15 protein-coding genes and 1 pseudogene are annotated in these 13,421 nt (G+C 58.0%); 13 read left to right on the plus strand and 3 right to left on the minus strand.

Translation table 11 applies throughout. The features are described 5' to 3' along the window. Positions 1-112 precede the first annotated feature (112 nt). The 6 genes from JN12_RS04925 (at position 113) to JN12_RS04950 (ending at position 4,240) form a co-directional block, all read left to right on the plus strand. Positions 113-1,081: a polyprenyl synthetase family protein gene (locus JN12_RS04925; RefSeq protein ID WP_145019046.1), complete on the plus strand. Its 969-nt coding sequence runs from the start codon at positions 113-115 to the stop codon at positions 1,079-1,081. A 151-nt stretch (positions 1,082-1,232) separates the two neighbouring features. Next, the gene (locus JN12_RS04930; protein WP_145019049.1) at positions 1,233-1,487 is read left to right on the plus strand and encodes a hypothetical protein; all 255 of its coding nucleotides are present in this window, start codon (positions 1,233-1,235) and stop codon (positions 1,485-1,487) included. A 319-nt stretch (positions 1,488-1,806) separates the two neighbouring features. After that, positions 1,807-2,340, plus strand: a complete 534-nt coding sequence (locus JN12_RS04935; protein WP_145019052.1) for a TlpA disulfide reductase family protein — start codon at positions 1,807-1,809, stop codon at positions 2,338-2,340. Positions 2,341-2,425: 85 nt separating this feature from the next. After that, entirely contained in the window at positions 2,426-3,145 is a 720-nt protein-coding gene (locus JN12_RS04940) for a cytochrome c biogenesis CcdA family protein (protein WP_145019055.1), read from the plus strand. 13 nt (positions 3,146-3,158) lie between these two features. Beyond that, positions 3,159-3,560: a VOC family protein gene (locus JN12_RS04945; RefSeq protein WP_145019058.1), complete on the plus strand. Its 402-nt coding sequence runs from the start codon at positions 3,159-3,161 to the stop codon at positions 3,558-3,560. 41 nt (positions 3,561-3,601) lie between these two features. Next, a complete protein-coding gene (locus JN12_RS04950; RefSeq protein ID WP_145019061.1) occupies positions 3,602-4,240 on the plus strand; it encodes a transglycosylase SLT domain-containing protein in 639 nt (212 codons plus the stop codon). A gap of 322 nt (positions 4,241-4,562) precedes the next feature. Here JN12_RS04950 and JN12_RS04955 read toward each other — a convergent pair whose 3' ends face one another. Further along, a complete protein-coding gene (locus JN12_RS04955) occupies positions 4,563-5,144 on the minus strand; it encodes a DUF4337 domain-containing protein (protein WP_145019064.1) in 582 nt (193 codons plus the stop codon). A gap of 186 nt (positions 5,145-5,330) precedes the next feature. Further along, the gene (locus JN12_RS04960) at positions 5,331-5,870 is read right to left on the minus strand and encodes a hypothetical protein (RefSeq protein WP_145019067.1); all 540 of its coding nucleotides are present in this window, start codon (positions 5,868-5,870) and stop codon (positions 5,331-5,333) included. Between the two features lie 507 nt (positions 5,871-6,377). Between JN12_RS04960 and JN12_RS04965 the strand changes: the two are divergent. From JN12_RS04965 to JN12_RS04990, 7 genes and pseudogenes are all read left to right on the plus strand, one after another. Beyond that, positions 6,378-6,923, plus strand: a pseudogene (locus JN12_RS04965) (DsbA family oxidoreductase); the annotation flags it as partial. A 137-nt stretch (positions 6,924-7,060) separates the two neighbouring features. Beyond that, on the plus strand, positions 7,061-7,492 hold the full coding sequence (locus tag JN12_RS04970) for a Fur family transcriptional regulator (protein ID WP_145019073.1): 432 nt from the start codon (positions 7,061-7,063) through the stop codon (positions 7,490-7,492). A gap of 66 nt (positions 7,493-7,558) precedes the next feature. After that, on the plus strand, positions 7,559-9,526 hold the full coding sequence (feoB, locus tag JN12_RS04975) for a ferrous iron transport protein B (RefSeq protein ID WP_145019076.1): 1,968 nt from the start codon (positions 7,559-7,561) through the stop codon (positions 9,524-9,526). Then, the gene (locus tag JN12_RS20430; RefSeq protein WP_170241848.1) at positions 9,523-9,696 is read left to right on the plus strand and encodes a hypothetical protein; all 174 of its coding nucleotides are present in this window, start codon (positions 9,523-9,525) and stop codon (positions 9,694-9,696) included. Before feoB ends, JN12_RS20430 begins: the two co-directional genes overlap by 4 nt. Positions 9,697-9,769: 73 nt before the next feature. Then, positions 9,770-10,414: a metal-dependent transcriptional regulator gene (locus tag JN12_RS04980; protein ID WP_145019079.1), complete on the plus strand. Its 645-nt coding sequence runs from the start codon at positions 9,770-9,772 to the stop codon at positions 10,412-10,414. Between the two features lie 9 nt (positions 10,415-10,423). Further along, the gene (locus JN12_RS04985; RefSeq protein ID WP_246125752.1) at positions 10,424-11,119 is read left to right on the plus strand and encodes a DUF3793 family protein; all 696 of its coding nucleotides are present in this window, start codon (positions 10,424-10,426) and stop codon (positions 11,117-11,119) included. A gap of 111 nt (positions 11,120-11,230) precedes the next feature. Beyond that, positions 11,231-11,959: an HD-GYP domain-containing protein gene (locus tag JN12_RS04990; protein ID WP_145019082.1), complete on the plus strand. Its 729-nt coding sequence runs from the start codon at positions 11,231-11,233 to the stop codon at positions 11,957-11,959. 84 nt (positions 11,960-12,043) lie between these two features. On the opposite strand, the gene JN12_RS04995 is transcribed toward JN12_RS04990, so the two are convergent. Beyond that, positions 12,044-13,411: a TolC family protein gene (locus JN12_RS04995; protein ID WP_145019085.1), complete on the minus strand. Its 1,368-nt coding sequence runs from the start codon at positions 13,409-13,411 to the stop codon at positions 12,044-12,046. Between the last annotated feature and the right edge of the window lie 10 nt (positions 13,412-13,421).

Raw genomic sequence — 13,421 nt, forward strand, 5'->3', positions numbered from 1 at the left:
CGCAGCTTACCTTGTCCTGCGCGTTAGTGCAAGCGCTCCTCCGGCCGAGAAATGCTTTGACAAAGCCCGGAACATTCTTTTAGTATGGCCCAAAATTAAGCGAGGTTATGGAATGGATGCGGCTCTTGCCCTGATCGGGGAAGACCTGAAGAATGTGGAACTGCAGTTCAAGAAGGATCTGGAATCCAACGTTCCCCTTATCCGCAAGGTCGGGGAGTACGTGCTCTCCAGTGGCGGCAAGCGTATCCGGCCTGCTCTCCTCCTCCTTGCCGCGCGTCTCTGCGACTACCGGGGCGGGCGCTCCGTTCCCCTTGCCAGTGTCATCGAATTTATCCACACCGCCACCCTTCTCCATGACGACGTCGTGGACAGCGCCAACCTGCGGCGCGGTATCGCTTCGGCCAACAGCCTCTGGGGGAACGAGGCATCTGTTCTGGTCGGCGATTTCCTCTTTTCCAAATCCTTTTCACTCATGGTCGCCGACGGCGATCTGAACATCCTGCGGGTCCTCTCCGCCGCCACTACCCGGATTGCCGAGGGCGAGGTGCTGCAGCTGGTCTGTACCAGCGATCTGGAGATGACCGAGGAGCGTTACATCGAGGTGGTGGAGTGCAAGACCGCGATCCTGCTTGCCGCTGCCTGTCAGTCCGGTGCCATACTGGGCAAGGTTTCCCCCGAGCGGGAGGCGGCCCTGGCCGATTTCGGCATGAAGCTGGGGATCGCATTCCAACTCATGGACGATACCCTCGACTACGTGGCCAAAGAGGAGGCGTTTGGCAAGAGCATCGGCCACGATCTCGAAGAAGGCAAGCTGACCCTTCCCTTGATCCACGCCCTGCGGCACTGTGCGCCGGACGAGCGTGATCGTATCGGCGAGGTAATCGTCAAGGACTCCCTGGAAGACGAGGACTTTGACGATGTCTTCGCCCTTGTCCACACCTATGGGGGGATCGATTATACCGTGCGCCGGGCCGGCAACTACGTGGCAGCCGCAAAGGAGTGCCTGGCCGGGTTTCCGCCATCACCGGCCAGGGAAGCCCTGTTCAGCCTTGCCGACTACGTGGTCAATCGGGAGCGTTAAATCGCCGCTCCCTCCCCGTCAAATAGCTTATTCCCCCCACTCTCACCCCCCGTCTCCGTGGATTACATACTGTTTTTCCCCCGGTATAGAAGTTGCTATTAATGTTTGTTTAGTAAGGCAATATCAGGCAATTTTGCCGGAGACAATGCTCATGGAAGAACTCCGACTCGTTCATCAAACGGAAGTCGAGATGAATGGGGACCGTTACACGGTCAAAGTTTTCTGCCGGGCTGATGGTCGTCACGTTGCCAAGACCCGTTTTGAGGACGACGACATCATCAACGACGGTGATACGCTGGAGGAGGCGCTTGCCAAACACGAGAGCCTGCTGCCGCTGGCGATCAGTTCCCGCCGGATGATGAAAGAGTTCAGAGGGGTTGTCAACCACCGGGAAGGAAACTCCTGAACGCGGGAAGGTCTTCTTTTCACAGGAAAAGGTCCTTGCATTCATAGAGGAATTGGCATAATAGTGTCCCATGATATCGGGACCGGTTGTGCGAATTGCTTTACGTGCCTTTTTCATCGCGGGCATTCCCTTGTTTTGCTACCTGTTCACTCCTCATCTCGCAGCACATGATATCCTTCAACTCTGTTCCTATCCCCCATTCATTACTGCTGCGCTATTACCCGCGGCCTTACCGCCACAAGCCTGATCTATGCTCATCACGTGCTGTTCCAGTGGAAGGCTGGATGAAATATCACAATTCCCGGGAGGAACGTATACAATGAAAAGACTGATTGCACTTTTGCTGGTGATGCTGGCTGTTGTCACTGCCGGTTGCAGCAAGGGTGATGAAAGGGCTAAAGGGAAGTCCTCGGCGGCGAAAGTCGTCGAAGGGACCATGGCTCCTGACTTTACCGCCAGAGACATGGCCGGTAAGGAGGTGAAACTCTCCGATCTGCGGGGTAAGGTGGCGCTTGTCAATTTCTGGGCCACCTGGTGCCCTCCCTGTCGGGAGGAGATCCCTTCCATGGTGAAGTTGAATCAGGCCATGGCCGGCAAGCCGTTCCAGATGCTGGCCCTTTCCATCGATGAAGGGGGAAAGGGGGCGATCGAGCAGTTTTTTGCCAAGAGTGGCCAGACCCTGCCGGCTTACCTGGACGGCGAGCAGAAGGTGGCCGGCCTCTATGGAACCACCGGCGTGCCGGAGACCTTTGTGGTGGACAAGAAGGGTGTTATACGTAAAAAAATAATCGGTGGAATGGACTGGAGCGCCCCTGAAGTGATAGATTACCTGAACGGCCTGGCTGGGCAGTAGGGCCGACGTGGTTATCCTAACCCAAAGACCATCGAGGTTTCGTAACCCTCGGTGGTCTCGTGCATGTCATTAGGCGGGAGGCGACGTGGAAGATAACATCAGCTATTTCGGGGCGTTCATTGCCGGCCTCCTGTCGTTCCTTTCCCCCTGCGTTCTCCCGCTTATCCCCTCCTTTATCACCTACATAACCGGGCTTTCCTTTGCCGACCTGCAGGCCGAGCACCCAACCCATAAGGTGCGTAAGCAGACCATCATTCATACTCTTTTGTTCATCGCCGGCTTCACGGTGGTCTTCGTCCTGTTGGGGGCATCGGCGACTTTTGTCGGCGGTTTTTTGCAGGAGCACACGACCATCATCCGCCGGGCTGGCGGTATCCTGATCATTGTCTTCGGTATTCATGTGAGTGGTTTGGTGCCGATTCACCTGCTCCTGGGGGAGAAGCGGGTCACCCTCCACCGTAAGCCGGCTGGCTTTCTGGGTAGTTTCCTGGTGGGGCTTGCCTTTGCTGCCGGCTGGACCCCCTGCATCGGACCGATCCTCGCCTCCATTCTCATGGTTGCGGCCACCGAGGAGACCGTCTACAAGGGGATCGCACTGCTCCTGGTGTACTCGCTGGGGCTCGCCATTCCCTTTTTACTCGCCAGTCTGGCCATGCACCAGTTCATGGTCTTTTTCAACCGCTTCAAGAAGCATATCCGGATCATGGAGGTCATTACCGGGGTCTTTCTGGTGGTGGTCGGCATCATGATCTTCTCCAACTCACTGTCGGTGGTGCAGCGCTATTTCATGCGCTTTGCCGAATGAGCAGGGGCCTTCCATGAGCATTCACGGCGGAATTCAACTGACGGTTACCGACCTGGATACGACCGAAGCCTTTTATGGCGGCATCCTGGAGTTACCGGTTCAGCGGGCTTTGACCGCCCCCGGTGCACCGGAGCATCTGGTCCTTGCTGCGGGCGGGTTCGAACTGATCTTTGTCCAGGAGGCAGCCGTTCTCCAGAACCATCCGATTCTGGCCGAGCGGTTCGAATCGTGCCCTCGTGGTATCGGCATGACGCTCCATTTTCAGGTCAAAGACCTGGACGGTATCTACGAGGCGATTCTGGAAGAGGAGATGGAACTGCTCTATCCCCTGGAACTCAAGCCTTATGGTGTCAAGGAACTCTGGTGCTTTGACCCGGATGGCTACCTGGTAGTGCTGGAAGAACCGCTGCGCTGACATTAGATCGGTTGTGGAGGAAGGTGTTGGCTTTACGCTGCTTGAAAACGATACGGTGCCTGGGCGTTACGGCGCTGCTGCTCCATCTGCTGGTTGCCGACTCCTCGGCGTTCTGCTTCGAGGAGGCGGGCTCCTTGTACGGCATCAATCCGCTGATCCTGCGGGCAATTGCAAAGGTCGAATCCAACTTCAATCCCGGCGCGCTCCATCGGAACACCAATGGCACCTACGATTTCGGCCTGATGCAGATCAATTCGAGCTGGGCACCAATCCTGGGCCGGGAGCGCTGGAATCTGCTCGGCGATGCCTGTTACAACACGATGACCGGGAGTTGGATACTGGCCACCTGCATGAGCAAGTACGGTTACACCTGGAAGGCGATCGGCTGTTACAACAGCCAGACGCCGGAAAGGCGGGATCGATACGCGCAGATGGTCTTCAGGCAATTGCAGGGGATCGAGGCCAGTGACCGACGGGCCGAAAAAGCAGCGGGACGCCGCTATGAGGCGACCCCGAGCGACCGGCAGGGTCAAGCGGGGGTGGCCCCGCCATTTCAGGCGGTGCCTCCGGAGCGGCTGCTCGAACCGCCCGCTGTTCCTCCGGCAGCGGAACAACCGGCCCTTCAGGATACCTCCGTCACGCAGGCGGCTGCATTGCCGGTCCCCGGAGACGGCTCGTAAGGAAAACATCCTGACATCCGGGCAACAGATGAATACGTTCTTATCCTGATCGAACGTAAAGGGGAGTAGTTATCGGCCACCGACAAGGCCGATCCGGGTTCCATCAATACGGTGGAGAACATCGCGGGCTGCGGCCATCCACTCTGCCGACTGCTCCCTACCGCCACCTTCCGCCGAAGGATACTCGCTGTAATAGAGGTATTCTGCAGGAGGTGCAGCATGCGAACGCCAAGGCAAACCTTGACCGGGATGCTATTGTATTGAAATTGTTTTTCTCATCCACCTCAGTCCTAATATTGTCCTACTTCTCGCCTTTGGCTGTTCATTGAAACATAGGCAAGGTAAAAAGGATTATGCCTACTCCACCGGTAAGCAGCGAACCAAACCAGACCAGTCTGTAGCGCGTAAGTGCCGCCACTGCGCCCAAAGCAATGGAGACCTGAAAAAGAGCGACCGCACTTGCGAACCCATGGTGCTTATGGAGAAGGTGGTCAGATTCTTTAAGCCGTTCGTCCCGTTCCCGTTCCTTCTCCCTCGCCTTATTCTGAATCTCTTTCTGTTCCTCGCCGTATCGACGCATTTTTTCTTCATAGGTGGAGGGAGGTTCCTTGCCAATGGCCAACCATGGTGTCCGCGACGCTTCCTGGACCGCTGCCTTGATCCCCTTAGCCTGGTAATAGGCCCATTGATCCGAGGCTTCGGATTGCAGTCGTGTTGCTTCCGTCTTCAGTACCAAGGCCATGTTGACGGTGGCGCCGGCCTGAAGCGAGGCGATGGCGGCGAGAACCGCCAGGATTGCGGTAGTAATGGAAATCTGCTTGAGGAACGATCCACCCTCCCGCTCGAGTTCTTCCATGATAGCTTCGTGCAGTTTTTCGGTTTCAATCTCTGGGCCTTCAGGCATCTGAGTTTCCTTTCATCCGCCAGAACGGCAGTAACCAAATGTGAATAAAAGGGGGCATGGGTTGGTGTAATAAAGTTATCCAATGGCTATCAAGGAAGACAGTATTTATATTTTCTTCTTCAATCCAACGGCTTTAGGCGCAGCGACAGAGCGACGTGAAGACCGTCTGCCGCCGGGTGTTAGACATCACTTCATTCCTGACAGCAGCAGGAACACGTTTTTATCTGGATAATTGGTCGAAAAGTGAAAGATTTTCTGTACAACTATAAACAGGACCATTGGAGTGAAGAAGGTATACCAGAATACTTTCGAGTTGTTCTCTTGGTTCTGTAAATTAGACTTCTTTATGGCAAGTTGGTGCTTTCCTGCCTTTAATACAAAATGTAAATAACAAGCTACATATGGAATGCCGACCCATATCAAATAGGTGAAGGTTTCTTCATTGTCCCCGTAAGAGAACGCGCCAAACTTTGAAAGTAGATACTGTGTTGATATGAAAAAGTAAATCACGTACCACAGCCCGGTCATAATGTTTGCAGCGACTATGTCCCTTATAGCTTCTGTGAAGGCAGCATAGATTTTTGCCTTCTCGTAATTCCTTTGCTCTTTCAGTGCGATAGCATCCTTTAACTTCTCGGTTATTGGCGGGTAAAACAGTAGACAGAAAGCTATTGTAACAATGGACATAGCAACAAAAATTACTCCGAATTTCATCCCTTCTGTCATACCGTCCTCGTCATCATCCTTCTTTTCTGTCTAACCCGTTATTGAGCAGTTTCCCTATATATGAAACATGTTCCCTATATAGGAAACTTGCTTCTTATATAAGAAATTTATGGACTTTTACCACCTTTTTGAAATCCTTCCGGAATTCTCGTCTCAAGCTCCGTTTCATGGGGAGTTCCGGGGACAATACTCAATTCCGTGTCCGTCCCTGTTTTACATACGAAAAAACCGCTCCATCAGCCCAAAGCTGACCCGAGCGGCTTTCTCAACCGGTATGGCCCCAAATGGATACCATCCCACCCTCCCCGAAGTAACAAAACAACCTGATAATACGTGATTTATTACCCCCTTCCCGGTCTCATGTCAACGTTCAAATCGGCTAATGGCAAGAGTGTTGCCCCATCCCATAAACCGGCTACAATGAAACCATGCCGGTCGAGGAGGTGTGTCATGAGCAACGAGCGCGTCGTCGAGGTCTTTTTCGACTATATCTGACCCTGGTGCTATCTCGGTACCGTGCGTACCGATCGTTTGCAGCAGGAGTACGGAGTCGAACTGCGCTGGACCGTTTTCCCCCTCCACCCGGAAACGCCGGAGGAAGGGATTGAACTCGCCGAGCTCTTTGCCGGGCGGGAGGAACAGATCAATGCCATGCAGGCGAGGTTGCGCCAGCTGGCCGCCGCCGAGGGGCTTCCGCTGGCGGAGCGAACCCGCACCTACAATAGCAGGCGGGCCCAGGAACTGGGGAAATGGGCGGAAGCGCAGGGAAAAGGAGACCTTTACCGGAAAGCGGTCTACCGGGCGTATTTCGTCGAGGGACGGAACATCGCCAAGGTGGACGAACTCGTGCGGATCGCCGAGGCCGTAAGCCTTCCGGGGGATGAGGCGCGAGCGGTCCTCACGGCTGAAAGCTTTGCCGCGGCAGTCGATGCCGACTGGCAGCGGGCCGGGGAACTGGGGATCACTGCTGTCCCGTCCCACCTGTGTGCCGGGAAAAGGCTCGTGGGGTTCGGTTCCTACGTTGATTTCGAGCGGCTCATCGGGAAGGGATGAGACGCTCGATCGTCTATTCGCCTGACGTTTTGAAAATTCGCACCCCCTTCCGGAATTTACAAGAGTGCAGAAAAAATGTTGACAGTACGGAGTCTCCGCCTGTACTGTGAAAATCACTTTCAATAGAAGGGGGTCCCGTGAAGCGGACCAAAAAACAGGTCTTCAGAGAATTCATCACTGCCAAGGGGCTCCGCTCCACGCGGCAGCGGGACATCATCCTGGATGCGTTCCTCTCCGCAGATCGCCATATCAGTATCGAAGAGCTTTATCGCAAGCTCCGGGCCAAAAACCCCGGCATCGGTTATGCCACGGTCTACCGGACCCTGAAGCTGTTCGCCGAATCCGGCATAGCCCGGGAGACCCATTTCGGGGATGGCCAGACCCGCTATGAGCACGTAACCGCCGGCGAGCACCACGATCACCTGGTCTGCATCCGTTGCGGGACGATCGTCGAGTTCGAGAACGAGACGATCGAGCAGCTCCAGGCCGATGTGGCCAGCCAGCATGGCTTCAGGATCGAAACCCATAAGCTGGAGCTCTATGGCCTGTGCGCCAGGTGTCAGCAGTAAAAAAATTTATCAATAAGTTGAAAATGATTATCAAAAGCATCGAGTGGAAAGAAAGGTAGCAACCTCATGACCCATAAAGAAGGGCAGCAAGTGACGCCGACCACCCGGAAGGTGGCACTGGTCGGCAATCCCAACGTGGGGAAGAGCGTCCTGTTCAACGCCCTGACCGGTGCCTACGTGACCGTCTCCAACTATCCCGGGACCTCGGTGGAGGTGTCCCGGGGGAATGCCACTATCGAAGGGATAGCATGCGAGGTCATAGATACCCCCGGCATGTACGCGCTCCTTCCCATTACCGAAGAGGAGCGGGTGGCCCGGGAGATCCTCCTGAACGAGACCCCGGACCTGGTGCTCCATGTGGTCGATGCCCGCAACCTGGAGCGGATGCTGATGATGACCCTGCAGCTGATCGAGGCGGGGCTGCCGGTGGTTCTGGTGGTGAACATCATGGACGAGGCGGAGCGGATGGGGCTGACCATCGATACGAAGCTCCTTGAGGAGAAGCTGGGAATACCGGTGATTGGGGCTGCAACGGCGAAGAAGCGGGGGCTTCCCGAGATACGCCGCACCATTGCGACCTATCTGCATGAGAAGCGGGCGGTCTTCGGGTATTCCCGCCGGCTGGAGAATGACATCGAGGAGATCACCTCCCTGCTGCATGGGGAGTATCGGCTCTCCCCCAAGGCGATAGCCCTCCTGCTGCTGCAGCGGGACGATGAGGTGGCAGCACTGGTGCGGGCCCAGGAGGGTGAGCATGCCGTTGCCGTGGAGGAAGCGGTGCGCCAGAAGCGCTTCGATCGTCGCGAATCGTTCCACCTCGACCTTTCCATGGAGCGGAAGGGGGTGGTCAAGGGGCTTCTGAACGGGGTCTTCATCCTACCGGACAAGCGGCGGATCACCCTGAGCGAACGCCTCTCCAACCTGGCGGTCCGGCCTCTGACCGGTGTCCCGCTCCTGCTGGTGGTCCTCTACTTCGGTCTCTACAAGTTCGTCGGCGACTTCGGGGCCGGCACCCTGGTGGACTTCCTTGAGGGGAAGCTGTTCGAGGGATGGTTCAACCCCTGGATCAGCGGTCTGGTCAAAGGGTTCGTTCCCTGGGTCCCCATCCAGGAGCTCTTTGTCGGCGAGTATGGCGTCATCACCCTGGGGTTGCGCTATGCGGTCGGGATCATCCTCCCCATTGTCGCCACCTTCTTCCTCTTCTTCTCGCTTTTGGAAGACAGCGGCTATTTTCCGCGACTGGCGCTGCTGGTGGACCGGATCTTCAAGAAGATCGGCCTCACCGGCAGGGCGGTAATCCCGATGGTGCTCGGCTTTGGCTGCGACACCATGGCAACCATGGTGACCAGGACCCTGGAGACGGTGCGGGAGCGGATCATCGCCACGGTCCTGCTGGCGCTGGCCATCCCCTGTTCGGCCCAGTTGGGGGTGATCATGTCGCTCCTGGCCAAAAACCCCGGTGCGCTTATCGTCTGGAGCGTCTGCCTGACCCTGATCTTCCTGGTGATCGGCTTCCTGTCGGCCCGGCTGATGCCCGGGGAGACACCGATGTTCTACATGGAGCTTCCCCCCATGCGGCTCCCCCAGCTCAGCAACATATTCACCAAGACCTACACCCGGATGCAGTGGTACTTCATGGAGATCCTCCCCCTCTTCATCCTGGCTTCGGTCCTCCTCTGGCTCGGGAAGATCACCAACTTCTTCCAGACCCTGGTGGAGTGGACCAGCCCGGTCATGAGCGCCATGGGGCTCCCCCGCGAGGCGGCCATTGCCTTCATCTTCGGTTTTTTCCGCCGCGACTACGGGGCAGCCGGACTTTACGACCTCCAGGCCAAGGGTATAATGGACGCACGGCAGCTGACCGTCGCGGCGGTCACCCTTACCCTGTTTGTGCCGTGTGTTGCCCAGTTCCTGATGATGAAGAAGGAGCGGGGTGTGCTGGTGGCCACAGTGATCGGCGTCTTTGTCAGTTTCGTCGCCTTTGGCAGCGGCTACCTGCTCAACCAGTTCCTGCTGGTGACGAGGCTCTTATGATCACCTGCGGCTTCTGTGGACACGAGTTTGCCGAGGAGGAGGGTATCCGGAGCTGTGGCGGTTGCGGCGCCGGCGGCTGCCGGAATGTCCGCTGCCCCAGGTGCGGCTATCACAATCCCCTGGAGCCGGCGCTGGTCAAGAAGCTGAAGAAGATGCTGGGCGGCAAGTAGGGGCAAACCTCGTGTTTGCCCAACCAGGGCGATCACCAGGATCGCCCCTACCTAACAATTGAAGGAGTTGATGATGAAACTGACCGATAAAGCGGAAGAGATCCTGGAAACGATGTGGAGCGCCATCGAGGAGGAGGGGGCGGGGTTCGTGGAGCTGGAAAAGCTTTCCATCCCGATCGATGACCCGGCTATCAGGGAGTTGACCACCCATGCCTGCATTGAGGTAAAGGGAGATCGGGTCTACTTCCGTCCCGAGGGGCGCAGCGAAGGGCGCAATACCATCCGCCGCCACCGGCTCGCCGAGCGGCTGATGATGGATGTCCTTAATATCCGTGGGGAGAACGCCGAGGACAAGGCATGCCAGTTCGAACACCTCTTGAACGAAGGAGTGGACGCAAAGGTCTGCACCATGCTCAACCATCCCACCACCTGCCCCCATGGCAAGCCGATTCCGCCAGGGGAGTGCTGCGATGCTGCCAGGAATGCCGGCGACCTGGGGGTGGTTCCCCTGACCGAGCTGAAGGCCGGGGATGAGGGGGAGATTGCCTATATCCAGACCGACGACAACCGGAAGATGCAGAAGCTGATGGCCATGGGGGTCCTGCCGGGCAACCGGGTCGTCCTGATGCAGAGCTTCCCCTCCTACATCTTTCGGGTCGGCTTTTCCGAGTTTGCCATCGATACGGCCCTGGCCCGGGAGATCTTTATCCGGAGATAACACTGTGGGATGGCAATGGAGGTGCGGTCGATGGTACCGGTAAGTTTAGATGATCCCTCAAAGTCGCGGCGACCGATCTGGCACGATGTGTCAGCCAGGTTTATCGACCCATCCGAATGCCTGGCTTCCTTTCTTGCTCTGGAGGCAGCAGAGGTGCTTGAGGGGGCAAAACCGGCTAACCTCATATCTGTCGGTAACCGGAAACGTTCCTGCGGCAGGAATCTGTACGAACTATGGCGCAGTCTGGGTGGGGCCGTTCTGGCCGGAAGCGGACTTATGGCCCTGGAACTTGCCGATCGCGGCGATTCCGTTATGCTCCTCCTCTACTCGCCTTTGGCGATGCAGGCGCTCCTGGAACGGTCGAATGTTTTGGCGGTGCTGAGGCGGGCCGGATATGCCGAGCACGAAAGCATGGACGAGATTCTTGACGAGTTGGCCTCGCGTGTGGCAGTGGGCGGCTTCCCCCATGAGATCGGGGTGTTCCTCGGCTATCCGCTCAAAGACGTGGCAGCATTCATGGGATGGGTCCGTCTTCCGTTTGTCAGCCAGGGGCCGTGGAAGATCTATGGCGATCCCGGAGAGAGCCTTCGCCTTGCAGCGACCTTCCGCTGTTGCCGTAAAAGGATGGCGGAACGCCTGGAGAGCTGTGCCTCCCCGTTTGAGTGTCTCGGCAGTGGTGCCGGGTCACGAGGGATTTTTTGCTGATCTGTTATTGAAAATGGATATCCATATCGGCGCAGTCCCTGTGTGTCGCGCTGATCGGTGGAATAGGATGTCATGAGAGACAAAGAGGGAAGGCCGAAACAGGATAACGACATGTTAAATGCTTCAACTCCAAACGGCCAGGTGATGTTACTCGACGGCATTACGGCTTTAGCGGGATCGGTGCGGGTAGAGGGATCGGATCAGTTGCATCAGTTTGCCGAGTCGCTGGGGAATGCCGTGGATGCACGGGATCCGACGACCTACAACCATTCCTGGGAAGTGGCGGAGGTGGCCCGCATGCTTGCCCGTGCCTTGGGATTGTCCCCGGAGCAGGCGGAAACAGTCCACGTGGCGGGACACCTGCACGATATCGGCAAGATCGGGATGCCGGACGAGATTCTGAAGAAGCCGGGACGGCTCACCGACGAGGAGTGGCGCCTGATGAGGCACCACCCGGAGGTCGGGACCGACATAGTCCGCCCGATAGAGGCCTTCTGTTCGAGAGGAGGCGTTGCCGACATGATCCTCTGCCATCATGAGCGATTCGACGGGAAGGGATACCCACTGGGTTTGATGGGAGAAGATATTCCCCTTGGCGCTCGGATCATTGCGGTTGCCGATACCCTGTCGGCGCTTCTTCAGGACCGCCCGTACCGGAGCGGGACCTGCTTTGAAGCCGCAATGGCGGAGATCCGGCGCTGTGCGGGAACGCAGTTCGACCCCGTCGTTGTCATTGCCCTTGAATCGATCAGTAAAGAGGCGGTTGAATTCTTCACCGACAAGCTCGACCGGTGGGTGTTCGGGCGAAAGCCGGCAGTTGCGGTCTGTCTGAAAACCTGAATTCGGCAGAATGTACGTCCCTGTATCTGCTCTTCTCTCCGACGTATCCGCGCTGCTCATACCAGATAATCCATCCACACACTGTCACAGTTCGGGGCGCATTCCCGCGCTCAGCTGCAGCCGCACCGTGGCATTGGCCAGGTCGGCCAGGGCCTGGAGGTAGCCGAGATGGACGTCGTCGGCCGTACGCTGGGCATCGAGCAGTTCCAGCAGCGAGGCGGCGCCCTTGCGATAGCTGGTACGCTTGCCGTCGAGGACGTGATCGGCATCCGCCAGCACGTGGTCTGCGTAGCTTTGCACGTTCGTGGCGGCGGCCCGGTACTGCGCGTGGGTTGCCCGCACCTCTGTCTCCGCCTTGAGGAGCGTCGAGCGCAGTTGCAGCTCCGCCTGCGTCACCGCCGTTTCCGCCTGGACCAGTTCGCCGCGCTGCAGCCGGGAGAAAGGGATCGGAATCGTGACGGTGAGCCCGAGCGTGGTCGAGGAGGCTAGCGTCGGCGAGTTCGTCACGTTGCCGGCGCTGTCGAAAACCGATTGGACCTGGGGGGTGTGGGTGACGCCGATGTTGACCGTCGGGTCGACCCAGCGGTTGGCGCGCGCCAGGTGCAGGTTGTCGCGGGCGTTTTCCACGGTGACCCTGGCAACCCGCACGTCGTCGCGGTTTTCCAGTGCCTGCCGGATCAGTTCGTCGAGCGGGGAACGGAGGGGCTCCCGCTTCAACTCGCAATCGACCACCCCCCCCGGAAAGAGCTCAACGAACCGTATCCCGAGCGGCGCGGAGAGATTCTCCGCTGCTGCGCTGGCGTCGGCCCTTGCCGAGGTGACGTCGGTGCGGAAGCGGTCGGCCTCGACGCGAGACTGGCGCAGTTCCAGCATGCCGATATCGCCCACCTTGTAGCGGATCTCGTTGGCGCGCACCACCTCCTGAAACGAGGTGAGGCTCGACTCCTTGCGCGCCAGGGCATCCCGGGTCCGGCACGCCTCGACGAATGCCGCCGCCGACTGGGTGCCGAGGTCGCGCACAAAGGCCCGCACATTGGCCTCCGTGAGCTTTACGTTGCTCTGGGCCGCACGGATACGCTTGCCGCGTTTGCCGGCGGTCTCGACGGTGATGGCGAGCCCGGCCGTGGTCGCCAGGGCCGCATTGTCGCGGTTGGAGGGGTTCAACTCCAGTGAGGCGATTCCGGCCGTCAGTTGCGGATCGGGACGCACCCCGGCGATGGAGATTCCAGCCTTAGCGCTCGTCACGTTCTCCCGCTGGTTTTGCAGGTCGAGGCTGTTCTGTTCCACCGCCGTCAGGTAGTCGTGAAAGGTGACCTTGTGCGGGGGGGATGCGGCTGGCGGCGGTGCTTGCGTCGGGGCGGGCGCAGTTTCTGCCAGGGCATGCGCCGCGGGCAGGAGCAGGAAGGCAAGGGTGACGGTAAGGGCGATTTTTCGTTGTGGTAAACGGTACATCGGTTACTCC

It is taken from the genome of Geobacter argillaceus (assembly GCF_007830735.1).
Lineage (GTDB): Bacteria > Desulfobacterota > Desulfuromonadia > Geobacterales > DSM-12255 > Geomobilibacter > Geomobilibacter argillaceus.